General features: G+C 39.7%; 10 protein-coding genes. 3 read left to right on the forward strand and 7 right to left on the reverse strand.

Features of this window, described 5'->3' with window-relative positions:
* Positions 1–2 precede the first annotated feature (2 nt).
* From ED557_15455 to ED557_15480, 6 genes are all read right to left on the reverse strand, one after another.
* The gene (locus ED557_15455) at positions 3–1,073 is read right to left on the reverse strand and encodes an AI-2E family transporter (protein ID RNC79467.1); all 1,071 of its coding nucleotides are present in this window, start codon (positions 1,071–1,073) and stop codon (positions 3–5) included.
* Positions 1,054–1,815: a regulatory protein RecX gene (locus ED557_15460; protein RNC79468.1), complete on the reverse strand. Its 762-nt coding sequence runs from the start codon at positions 1,813–1,815 to the stop codon at positions 1,054–1,056. The genes ED557_15455 and ED557_15460 overlap by 20 nt, the downstream gene beginning before the upstream one ends.
* Complete coding sequence (gene recA / locus ED557_15465) at positions 1,745–2,797, reverse strand: recombinase RecA (protein ID RNC79469.1); 1,053 nt, start codon at positions 2,795–2,797, stop codon at positions 1,745–1,747. The genes ED557_15460 and recA overlap by 71 nt, the downstream gene beginning before the upstream one ends.
* Positions 2,798–2,928: 131 nt before the next feature.
* A complete protein-coding gene (locus ED557_15470; protein RNC79470.1) occupies positions 2,929–3,297 on the reverse strand; it encodes a four helix bundle protein in 369 nt (122 codons plus the stop codon).
* Positions 3,298–3,360: 63 nt separating this feature from the next.
* A complete protein-coding gene (locus tag ED557_15475; protein RNC79471.1) occupies positions 3,361–4,548 on the reverse strand; it encodes a hypothetical protein in 1,188 nt (395 codons plus the stop codon).
* Between the two features lie 116 nt (positions 4,549–4,664).
* The gene (locus tag ED557_15480) at positions 4,665–5,444 is read right to left on the reverse strand and encodes a tryptophan 2,3-dioxygenase (protein RNC79472.1); all 780 of its coding nucleotides are present in this window, start codon (positions 5,442–5,444) and stop codon (positions 4,665–4,667) included.
* A 17-nt stretch (positions 5,445–5,461) separates the two neighbouring features.
* Between ED557_15480 and ED557_15485 the strand changes: the two genes are divergently transcribed.
* From ED557_15485 to ED557_15495, 3 genes are all read left to right on the forward strand, one after another.
* The gene (locus tag ED557_15485) at positions 5,462–6,346 is read left to right on the forward strand and encodes a hypothetical protein (GenBank protein ID RNC79473.1); all 885 of its coding nucleotides are present in this window, start codon (positions 5,462–5,464) and stop codon (positions 6,344–6,346) included.
* Positions 6,339–7,100: a TatD family deoxyribonuclease gene (locus ED557_15490; GenBank protein RNC79474.1), complete on the forward strand. Its 762-nt coding sequence runs from the start codon at positions 6,339–6,341 to the stop codon at positions 7,098–7,100. The genes ED557_15485 and ED557_15490 overlap by 8 nt, the downstream gene beginning before the upstream one ends.
* A 108-nt stretch (positions 7,101–7,208) precedes the next feature.
* A complete protein-coding gene (locus ED557_15495; protein ID RNC79475.1) occupies positions 7,209–10,127 on the forward strand; it encodes a TonB-dependent receptor in 2,919 nt (972 codons plus the stop codon).
* A gap of 154 nt (positions 10,128–10,281) precedes the next feature.
* On the opposite strand, the gene ED557_15500 is transcribed toward ED557_15495, so the two are convergent.
* The gene (locus tag ED557_15500) at positions 10,282–11,784 is read right to left on the reverse strand and encodes a carboxypeptidase (protein RNC79476.1); all 1,503 of its coding nucleotides are present in this window, start codon (positions 11,782–11,784) and stop codon (positions 10,282–10,284) included.
* Between the last annotated feature and the right edge of the window lie 13 nt (positions 11,785–11,797).

Consider the following 11,797-nt stretch of genomic DNA (forward strand, 5'->3'; position numbering starts at 1 on the left):
TTCTATGGAGGTGCTTCCATTCTGAAAACCTGGTAATTGTTAAAACTCCAACTAATTTGATTGAAGGTAATTTTAACGGCTGTGGCTATAGGTATAGCTATTAGCATGCCCAGAACACCAGCAGTTTCTGCTCCAACTAAGATTATGAATAATATGGCAACCGGGTGTATATCGGCTGAGCGGGAAAAAAGAAATGGCTGGAAAACCAGGTTATCCAACATCTGTACTATAAATATGGCTACCACACATACCAACACGAGTGATAAATCACCAGTTTCGATAATAGATACAATAATGGAGAGGATATATCCAATTATAGGTCCGAAATAAGGGATGGTATTGGCAATACCAACAGAAATACCCACTGATAGTGAATTATCCAGTCCCGCAATGCTAAGGGTGGACCAAGAGGAAAAAGCAACCAACACACTTTGTGTTAGCACGCTTCTGAAATACAAACCCAATCGTTTTTCAATTTTATCTATTAAAGTAAGGATGGTTTCAAAATACTTATTGGGTACCAAGGTCAGCAGGTCTCTTCTGATTTTGGTTCCGTCTTTAAGGAAGAAGAATGCTGCAAAGGGTACTACTAGCACAGCTGAGAAGATATTTGTAAAAACTCCAACAGCATCACTTAAAACCGTAGATAGCTTACCTAAATCAAATAGCTCGGCCAGTACTGCGGATACATTTTCCTCAAGAAATCCATCCGGTATAAACTCATACTGAGTAGCAAGCTGAGTTTCAATGCTAACAGCAACTGCCTGAATATTCTCTAAGTTTAGATTATTAGTTAACTCGATCATCTCAGCTACAAATAGAGGAATTACATTAGTTGATATGTAAATCATAAGTGTAATAACTGCAGAAAGAGTTAATGTAATACCCAGAGTACGATTGAGCCCCATTCTTTGTAGTCGATTTACAACAGGGTCGAGTATATAACTCAGAATCATTGCCAGGACGAGGTAGCCTACCAAATTAGCATAGTTGTACAAAATCAGACCAATCACACTCAGGGCAATGGCCCATATACCAAAACGTACTACTCGTTCAAGCGTGATGTTTCTCATTTTCTATGCTATCTAATAATGAAGTCAGATTCGAAGAGATTATACTTGAATCGTACCCCTTTCTCAATAAGAAATCGTAGACTTTCTTTTTTCGTTTCTCAGGAATAACTCGTAAAAAACGTGCTTTATGTTTGTTGATGAGCTCCTGTATGGATTCAGATTGACATACCGTATCAACTTGAGATAAGGCGGTAGAAATTTCTTTTTCCGAAACTCCCTTTTTCCGAAGCTCAACCCTAATTTTATTAACTCCCCAACGATTGAATCGAAATTTATCTCGTGTAAAGCTCATTGCGAACTCTAAATTATTGATATAACCCTTTTCACTGAGTTCATTCAATATTCCCTCTATTTGAGCTGAGCGATATCCTTTTTGAAGCGCTTTATTTTTTAGTTCTTTTTTTGAATGGTCTCTTCGAGAGAGTAAACGGAGGAAATAGGTTTTTAAGGCCCATTGGTCTTCAAGGCTAAAGATTCTTTCCAGTTTTGAAGTGGTTAGAACATCACCCTTTTTTAGGTTCAAAGAGATAAGAGTAGAATCAGAAACTCCAACTAGAAACTCTTCATCTACAAAGATTGAGAATCTGTTTTTGTTCTTTTTTTGAACATGGATCGACGAAATTGCAGCGGGCAATAGTGCCGCCGCAACTTCTATCGATGTTCTCTCTTGACTATGCTTCAACAGAAGCAGTTTTTTGTTCAGGCTCTGGAGTTGATTCCTCTTCAACTGGCTCAATGCCACGGAGGCGGTCTCTTACTAGCTTTTCAATTTTGTCACAAAGCGCTGAATCTTCCTCAAGGAACTGCATTGCTGAATCGGCTCCCTGCCCAATAGGTTCGCCTTCATATCTGAACCAGCTTCCCCTTTTTTGAATGATATCGTAATCAACAGCTAAATCAAGTATTTCAGCAATTCGGGAAACACCTTTTCCGTACATGATATTAAACTCGACTACCTTGAAAGGAGGGGCTACTTTATTTTTGGCTACTTTAACTTTAGTTCGGTTACCGATTACTTCATCAGCTTTTTTGAGTGCTCCGATTCTTCGGATATCAAGCCTTACAGAGGAATAAAACTTTAAAGCTCTACCACCAGTTGTTGTTTCAGGATTTCCAAACATCACCCCAATTTTCTCACGTACCTGATTGATAAAAATACAAGCGGTTGAGGTTTTATTGACGATCCCAGTAATCTTTCTAAGTGCCTGAGACATCAAGCGGGCTTGAAGACCCATATGAGAATCTCCCATTTCACCTTCAAGTTCAGCACGTGGAACAAGAGCCGCTACTGAGTCTACTACAATTACATCCAGTGCTCCTGAGCGTATGAGTGTTTCTGTGATTTCAAGAGCTTGCTCACCGCTATCAGGTTGTGAGACCAATAACTCTTCCGTGTTTATTCCGAGGGCACGTGCGTATCTTGGATCGAAAGCATGTTCAGCATCAATAAAAGCGGCATAGCCCCCTTTCTTTTGAGCTTGTGCAATAACCTGAAGAGCAAGAGTGGTTTTACCACTAGCTTCAGGCCCATAAATCTCAGTGATTCTTCCTCTAGGAACTCCCTGTACACCTAGTGCATAATCAACCATAATAGAGCCGGTTGAAATAACCTCCACATCCTGTGCAGCATCATCTCCGAGTTTCATAATGGTTCCTTTTCCATGCTGCTTTTCGATTTGCCCAACAGCAATGTCTAGTGCTTTTAATTTATTTTCGTCAGCCATGATTCAATGTTTTTTGATTTTATTTTGCACAAAGGTAAGTGTACAGAGTGCCAGAACGTGTCACACTCATTGCGCAATAAATATATGTTCAATTTATGTAATAGCAAAGTCGAATTTTCAATTTCCAATGATCATTTGCCAGCATGCCTGCTGACAATTGAGGAAAAGATTCTAACAAATTCATTGGCTTCTCTAATCAATAAATTTCGTTCATTATCCAAAACTTGATCATTATTTAAGAAGAGCAGAGATAACCAATAAGCACTTTCTTTGGCTTCTTTCTTGCAAATTTTTAAGCGATAATAGAAGTCTTTGGTGCTTAAACCTTCATTAGCTTCGAGGTAATTGGCGCCAACTGAGCCAGAAGATCTGGTCAGCTGTTTTATGTCCTCAAAATTAATCACATCCCTGGGAATAGTTCTAAGAAAAGCTCTAACATCTCTTGCAAATATGAATGTCCGATTCTCAAGGTCGTATTTATAAGTTATACTCATGAAAATTGGAGTTTGGAAATTGATTATTTATCGTTTGCTATTAGTAAGACAAACTAAATCACCCATTCCTTACAAAATATTTTCCAACGAAGTATTTAATTCCTCAATTGCGTCTTTGATTTGAGCCTCAGTGGTATATGGCGCTGGTCCAAATCGTAATATTTCATTTCTCGCATCTGTAAAAATACCCCGAGATAATAAATCAGCTCGTAAATCTCGGGCGTAAGGAGAGGTTAATGAAAGAAAGCCTCCATTAGACGAGAGTGGTTCACTGTGAGTGAGTCGGATATGATCTGGGTTAAAGTCTTTTTCTAAGAAAAGTGAGCGAAGCATTCCTACCTGCGCTTCATATTGATTTCGAAGTACTTTGGAGGTTAACCCATGTTCCTGGAAGAACTCAACAACTTTGGCAGCTCTGAATTGAGAAGAAGGATCATAAGTGGCACTAGCAAATCGCTGGTCAGAAGAGTCGTATTGAACAGGATCGTTATTTCGTGGATGATCCAGTGTACTAAATGAAGCAAACCAACCTGTAATTAACGGGCGTAACTCGCAATCTTTTGGAAAGCGGAGAAAGCAATTTGCTTCTCCCCATTGTAGGTATTTATAACCTCCAATAAGAATAAAGCAATCTTCCAGACCTACTTCTCTGATAGATAACGGAACTACATTTGTGCCATGATAATCATCTATAATTACTGGGATTTCCTGGACTCTGGCCGCCGCAGCTATTTCAGAAAGATGGCTATTGATAAGGCTCGTTTCAAAATATACCCTCGAAAGCATAATAGCAGAGGTATTTACATCAATCTCTTCAATAATCCTTTGTGCAAAATCATCATCAGGAACAGTTGGTATAGACACAACTTGAAGACCTTCTTCTTCTAATCTTCGAAGTTGACGAAACATAGAATGGAATTCGCCATCGGTTGTTATGATCTTCGGTTTAGATTTTAAATCAAAGCTGCTCAGCAAACTTACCATCAAAAAGTGAGTGCTTTCCTCTCTGCAATACAAACCATCCGGGTCGTCATAATATCCTCTGAGATAGTTTCTAAGGATCTCTGTTTTTTCAAATGCTTTGTCCCATTTTTTATCTACCTCCTTGGCACACGCATCAAAGTATTCGGTTTGTCCTTCTCTGGCTACATCAGGCCAGGCCTGGTGTGAGTGCCCGGTGAACAATAAGCGGTTTGACACATCAAAGGCTGAGTAGTGTGGGGCTAATCGGTTTGCTAACTGGTCTATTTCTGACATATTCGTATTCTAGTCATCCTGAGGCTACTGCCGAAGGATCAACACAACTTTAGGTAACCCGGATTTTATGTTGATTCTTCGTTTTCACTAAGAGTGACAATTAAGAGAGTTATTAATTAAAACTTCGATCTAATTGCCCAAAGGTCTGGGAAAATGGCATGGTTGATGGTTTTTTGAAGGTAAGCCACTCCTTCTGAACCACCAGTTCCTTTTTTACGCCCAATAGTACGCTCAACCATTTTTACATGTCGGTATCTCCATTCCTGGAGGCCTTCATCAAAATCCACAAAAAGCTCGCAGAGTAATGCAAGCTCAGGTTGGGTTTGCATTACCTTAACCAACACTTCCTGAATTTTTTCGGACGGATTGTACATTAGTCCCACTTCATTTTCTCGTTTAGGCTGAATAGGGAATCCTTTTTTTGTTAGATACATTCCAAAACTCTCCCACAATGTATCCTCATTCATTCTGGTGGTAAGAATTTGAACATGCTTCTCATTTTCTTTGTGAGCTTCAAGCATAAGAGGAAGTCTTAATCCACAAAGTATTTCAACTTCTCGGAATTGAAGCGACTGAAATCCACTGGATTGGCCAAGAAAAGTTCTGAAACTGTTGAATTCAAGCGGAGTCATTGTTTCTAGAATATCAACCTGAGAAACCAGTGTTTTCATAATGGTAAGAATACGGCGTAATGTTTTTACCGAATTCCAGGTATTACCGCTTTTGAGTTCGTGTCTCAACTTTCCGAACTCATGTAAAATTTGTTTGAACCAAAGTTCATAGGTTTGATGAATAATGATGAATAACATTTCATCGTGTTCCTCAGGCTTCGATTTAAGTTCCTGTAGCCCAGTTAATTCATCAATTTTAAGATAACTTGTATATGTAATTTTCATGGCGACTCCTTCCCTGAATGATAGCCAGAATTATAGTTATCTTAGAACAAAAACTTGTGAAGAAACTCATTGTCGATTCGGGAGCTACAAAAACTATTTGGGTATCCATTATAGGTGGTGAGAAAAAGAGAATTTATACAGAGGGAACAAACCCGGCGCTTATCTCTGATGAAGAGTTTAGCAGGATTATCAGGGAGAAACTCATCCCCGCTCTACCTGATGAGGACTATGATTCCATTTATTTTTATGGTGCAGGCTGCGGAAATGAGCATAGAGCAAATAGAGTTTCAAATATTTTAAGATCTTTTTTCTTAGGAGATGAAGTACATGTGAAAACCGATATCGAAGGAGCTGGCCTCGGTCTTTTTGGATTGACCGAAGGCATTCTTTTGATTTCAGGGACAGGTTCAAGTGCTGGTGTGATGAGGAACGGAAAACTTGTCGATCAAATGCCATCCGATCCTTTTCCGGGTGGTGATTTTGGAAGCGGAAGTCATATAGGAGGCATGGTATTACAAGCTTACCTAAAAGGAAAGGCTCCTTCTACGTTTGTGGAAATTATACAGACCAGTGGAGGGGGGAATAAGGATGAATTATTGAGTAAGCTTAAGGATCAAAAAAGCGCAAAAAGAATTGCATCTCATACCATGTTTATAGTTAAAGAACTTAGTGAACATGATTTTTTGCATAATATAGCTGAGCGATCTATTCGATTATTTTTTGAAGAACTGGATGGATACTTTTCCGAAGATTTGAAGATTTTCCCCATAAAAGTAAATGGCAGTACTGCATTTCATTTTTCAAACATATTTCGAGAGATATTCGGAGAAGCAGGAATTCAGATTGATATGATCCAAAAAAATCCAATTGATGAACTAGTTCATTTTCATAGCCATGATTGATACGCATTCGCATATTTACTTAGAACAGTTTGATGATGACAGAGATGAAGTAATGCAGCGAGCCAAAGAAGCAGGGGTAGAAGCCATATTTATGCCGGCTATCGATTTTGGATCAATTACTCAGATGGAAAAGCTGAATTATACTGGGATCAACTTTTATAAGATGGCAGGGCTTCATCCTGTGGATGTGAAAGAACTTGAAAGTGATTTTGAAAGGAAGCTTTTGGAATACTTTTCAAAGGAGGATTTTTATGGAGTAGGGGAAACAGGTCTTGATTACTATTGGAGCACTGATTTTGTAGAAGAGCAAAAGCAGAGTTTGCGTATCCATTGCCAGGTAGCTAAAGAGGTGAGTAAACCAATCATTCTTCATAATAGGGATAGTACTTCTGATTTACTGGATATTATTGAGGAACAGCAAAACGGAAGTCTATCGGGAATATGGCACTGTTTTAATGGAACTGTTGATGAAGGTAAAAGGGCGATTGATTTAGGGCTGCATTTAGGAATTGGAGGTGTGGTTACCTTCAAAAATGGAGGGGTTGATAAGACGGTAGCTCAACTCCCTTTAGAAAAAATGATCCTGGAAACAGATGCTCCTTATTTGTCTCCAACCCCAAAACGAGGGAAAAGAAATGAGCCTGCCTTTTTGAGTTTTATTGCCAAAAAGCTTTCAGAAATCTTTTTAATAAGTATTGATGATATAATTGATCAAACAACTCGTACATCAAAACAGCTTTTTTCAATTAAATAATTGAAAAAGTTAAGTATTCTAGATTCTTATACTTGTAATATCCTTAAGAATTATTGAATTTTGCGCTGTCTGGTCAGGGCTAATTAACAATTCAATTTTCGGATTGCCATGAAAAAAGCTCTGCTTACTATAGGCTTCTTAAGCCTTATTTCTTTTTCTCTATTTGCACAACCTATTACTATATCTGGAAGAGTAGTAGATGGAGTTGGGGAACCACTCTCAAGTGCAAGTGTAACCATTAAAGGAACACTAAGAGGCACCCTCACTGATTCTGAGGGCTACTATAACATCAATGCTTCAAGGGGTGATATCCTGATTTTTTCTTTTGTCGGCTTTAAAGCTAAAGAGGCATTAGTCGAAGATAATCCTACAATAAATATGACACTGGATGAACAACTTGATTTAGGAGAAGTACTGGTAGTTGGTTCTAGAAATAAAAGCAGAACGGTACTGGAAACGGCTGTTCCTATTGATGTTTTGGATGTATCAGAGTTATTGGCAGAGAGTCCACAGGTTAATCTGAACCAGTTGATGAACTATGTATTACCCTCTTTTTCTTCAAGCCCGCAGATTGTAGCAGATGGGACTGATCATATTGATCCTGCATCGTTGAGAGGCTTAGGCCCGGATCAAATGTTGATTCTCATAAACGGGAAAAGAAGACACACCTCTGCATTATTGAATGTAAATGGAACTCCCGGGAGGGGCAGTGTTGGTACAGATTTAAATGCTATTCCTGCCGCTGCAATCGAACGAATTGAAGTTTTAAGAGATGGTGCTGCTGCACAATATGGTTCGGATGCAATTGCGGGAGTAATCAATATCGTCCTAAAAAAAGAGACAGATAATTTGGATATATCCGTTCAAACAGGTGCTCAGACCAGTGCTAATGGGAATAATTTTGATGGCGGCGTAGATGGTGAAGATTTTCAGTTGAATATAAACCGAGGCCTTGCAATAGGCGATCAGGGTGGTTTTATAAATGTGACGGGCTCTATAAACACCAGGAATAGAACCAGCCGATCAGGAGAGTTTACGGGTGAGATTTTTAATGGGTACAATGCTATTGAGTGGGTGGCATATCAGGATGGTGCAAACCTTCAGACTTTACAAACAGATCTAGCCTCCATTCAACAATATGCAGCAGGGGTAACACATTTTAGTACCGACTTAAAAAACTCTATTGCCGCTGCTTCAGATATTGCCACCGTACAGGCTCTATTGAGCGATAGCGATGGGAATCCGGTAGATTATTCAGACGCCGAATTAGAAGCCCGAGGTCTTGACAGGGGAGACTTCCGAATGAATATTGGTCAACCTGAATACCGGGAGGGAAAGCTATTTGCAAATTTTGAACTTCCAATTGGAGAATCCACTTTGTACTCCTTTGCCGGGATAAGTAATCGTCGAAGTGTGGGTTTTGCTTTCTATCGACGACCTACCCAGGAGCGCGCATATACTCCTCTTGAAATAAATGGTTTCCGTCCTGAGGGCCACACCTTCGTTAAAGATCGTTCTTTTGCAGTAGGAATCAGACAGAATATTGCTGGTTGGGATACCGATTTAAGTACTACGATTGGAGCAAATACTTTTAAATTTTGGGCAGCAAATTCCTTGAACGCAACTTTGCAGGGAGCTTCACCAAATTTATTTGATTCCTGGAATACCTTCTTTCAGCAAACTACTTCTAATTTCGATGTGACCAGGAACTGGCCGGATACTTTCGCAGGATTAAATGTGGCTTTCGGAGCAGAATACAGAATAGAAAACTATCGAATATTAGAAGGAGAGGAAGCATCATGGGCAACTTATGATATAGATGGAAATGTAGTTGCCGACTTCAATCAGCTTGCAGATTCCTTAAAAGTAGTCGACTTTTTTGGTCGGCCAAGAGTAGGAGGTGCTCAGGCATTTCCTGGTTTTAGCCCTTCAAACGCAGTAGATGATTACCGTCAGAGTTTTGCAGGTTATGTAGATTTTGAATTTGATTTCACTGATAATTTTCTTGTTGGAACAGCTCTTAGATATGAGAATTATAGCGATTTCGGGTCCACTCTAAATTTCAAGCTGGCGAGTAGGTTAAGTTTTAACGAAGCAATAAGTGTAAGAGCATCGACCAGTACAGGTTTCCGAGCACCTTCTTTACACCAGCTAAACTTTAGTAGCATTAGTACACAATTCGATTCAGAAGGAATTGGCCAGCAGGTGTTGACTGCCCGGAATACAAGTACTGTGGTTCAAAACCTTGGAGTACCACAACTCAAGGAGGAGACTTCACTGAGTGTAAGCGGTGGGTTTACTTTGCTTCTTTTAGATTTGGGAATCACACTTTCCGTAGATGGCTATTATACAGGAATTGAAGATAGGATCGTGTTAACGAATCAATTCTCACAAGATGATTTTATTGCCAATGGAGATGATGACATTGCTAGTATTCTGGAAGGAGCACGGGCAAATAAGATTCAGTTCTTCACCAACGCCATTGATACTGAAACCATGGGTATTGAAGCTGTAGCTTCACATCAAACCAATGTTTTAGGAAACTGGAGGTTGACCAATGATTTCGCTTTCTCCTATTCTCAGACTAAACGTGTAGGAGACATTAATACCAGTGATTTATTAGCTGATTACGAGGAAATTTATTTCGATGGTTTTAGCGGAGTCTTACTGGAAGAGGCCATTCCTCAAACAAAAATGAATCTTGCTACAGCCATATCTAACAGGAATTGGACTTTTCTATTAAGAAATGCCTACTTCGGAGATGTAAAAGAAGCAGAAACCTATGAAGTAAATGGAGTGGATGTTCACCCCGTGTATAGTGGAAAAGTGATTACGGACTTATCAGCTATTTACCGGTATTCTCCACAGCTATCATTTACAGTTGGAGCGAATAACCTTCTGGATATTTATCCGGATCGACGCCCAGATGATCTTACTTCAGGAAATCAATTTATTTACTCCAGGAGAATTGCTCAATTTGGCTCCAATGGAAGGTATGTCTTCACTAAAGTTACGGTTGGACTTTAAGTAACGTCTGAGATTGGAGTTTGGGGTCATTCTGAACCTTTATCAGTCATCCTGAGCATACTTGTGAAGGATCTAGTCGATTATCCGTTTAGATTCTTCAGCAGTAGCTTCAGAATGACTCAATATGAGTTTTTTGGATTTCCTATTACAAGCCTCAGTACTTAGCCGGAGTCCCTTCCAGAGGGATGCTGTTCTGAATAAACTCCCGAATATCATCATTCGCGTTCTTCAGGTCTTCAGCTCTTAAATACATCATATGTCCACTTCTATATCCCTTAAAGGAAAAGCGATCTTTCATTTCTCCACTGGGGTCAAGCTGCCACATAGTATACATTGCATCAAAATACTTGGTAGCTCCATCGTAATATCCACTTTGGACTAAGGTATGTAAGTAAGGATTTTGAGCCATTGCCTGACGAAGGTTCTCCCCACTATTATTTCCGGTTCTGTCCCAGGGTCGTACCGGGCCAAACATGTTATATTTTAAATCTGTTTGGAAGTCCAGATGATTCAGGAAATAGTAATTCACCGCGGGAGTGAAGGAATGCAACCAGGAAGTTAATTCAGAATTAAAATCAGGGCTTTCACCACCTCTGGTTCTGTCCAGTCCTTTATAGCGCGAATCTAACCGACCTACAGTATTCCCTTCATCTCTAAGAAGCTCTTTCCAATAGAATGCAGTAGGTACATCCAAATTATATTGTAAAATGGCTTCTTCAGAAATCCCGGAGAATCGAGCCATTTGTTTTGCAGCCTCCAGCCGAACTTGATCATCAACAAAGCCTCCTTTTACAAGTATGGGCATGAGTTCGTTAATCGCGTATTCTTCGGCGAGCGGAAGTACTTCTTCTAAATCCAAAGCTTGTAATTCAGCAGGTAGTTTGTTGTGGTACCACGCAGCTGCTGTAAAATAGGGCAGACGCAGTGACGCGCCCAAAGGACCGTCTCTTCTTCGTTCGCTGGTATGTACACCCAGTTCAGTAGGAGATACCAGAATGACTCCATTTAAATACATCCACTCACTATTTTGAAGTTCAAGAGCTAAGCCTGATACTCTAGTGGTTCCATAGCTTTCTCCGATCAAATATTTAGGAGATCTCCATCTATTCATTCTTGTCACAAACAGATTGATCCAATCGGCCAGATATTCGATATCCTGGTTCACCCCAAAGAATGTATCTCTGTCTACTTCTTCATCCAGAATTCGAGAATACCCTGTGTTTACGGGGTTAACAAAAACGATATCAGCAATATCCAAAACGGAATGTGGATTATCTTTTACACCATAGGGTTGAATGGGGAAACCTTCATCATCGATAACCAACACTTTAGGACCGGTATATGCCAAATGCATCCATACAGAAGCAGAGCCTGGACCTCCATTGAATGAAATCATAAGTGGTCTTCGGGAATCGTCTTTTATGTCGGTTCTTTTGTAGTAAGTGTAGTGGAGGGTAGCAATAGGAGTACGTTCATCATCACCAAAAACCGGTTGAAATCCGGTAGTTGCTGAATAAGGAATTTTTTGACCGTTTATAGATACTTCATGTTCTGTTACGATTGCTTTGTCAGCAAATTCGGGTAATTGAACCTGTGCAAATAGTAGGCTTGAAGAAAATAGAAAAACGAAGAGCAGGTAAATTCTGGAGTATTTCATAGTTAGTACAAGT

This window comes from Balneola sp. (assembly GCA_003712055.1).
In the GTDB taxonomy this organism is placed as follows: domain Bacteria; phylum Bacteroidota; class Rhodothermia; order Balneolales; family Balneolaceae; genus RHLJ01.

What these genes read in the sequence shown, in the direction of transcription:
- ED557_15500 (RNC79476.1), bottom strand. Translation starts at nt 11,784, where the DNA reads ATGAAATACTCCAGAATTTACCTGCTCTTCGTTTTTCTATTTTCTTCA.
- ED557_15495 (RNC79475.1), top strand. Translation starts at nt 7,209, where the DNA reads ATGAAAAAAGCTCTGCTTACTATAGGCTTCTTAAGCCTTATTTCTTTT.
- ED557_15485 (RNC79473.1), top strand. Translation starts at nt 5,462, where the DNA reads ATGATAGCCAGAATTATAGTTATCTTAGAACAAAAACTTGTGAAGAAA.
- ED557_15490 (RNC79474.1), top strand. Translation starts at nt 6,339, where the DNA reads ATGATTGATACGCATTCGCATATTTACTTAGAACAGTTTGATGATGAC.
- ED557_15480 (RNC79472.1), bottom strand. Translation starts at nt 5,444, where the DNA reads ATGAAAATTACATATACAAGTTATCTTAAAATTGATGAATTAACTGGG.
- ED557_15455 (RNC79467.1), bottom strand. Translation starts at nt 1,073, where the DNA reads ATGAGAAACATCACGCTTGAACGAGTAGTACGTTTTGGTATATGGGCC.
- recA (RNC79469.1), bottom strand. Translation starts at nt 2,797, where the DNA reads ATGGCTGACGAAAATAAATTAAAAGCACTAGACATTGCTGTTGGGCAA.
- ED557_15475 (RNC79471.1), bottom strand. Translation starts at nt 4,548, where the DNA reads ATGTCAGAAATAGACCAGTTAGCAAACCGATTAGCCCCACACTACTCA.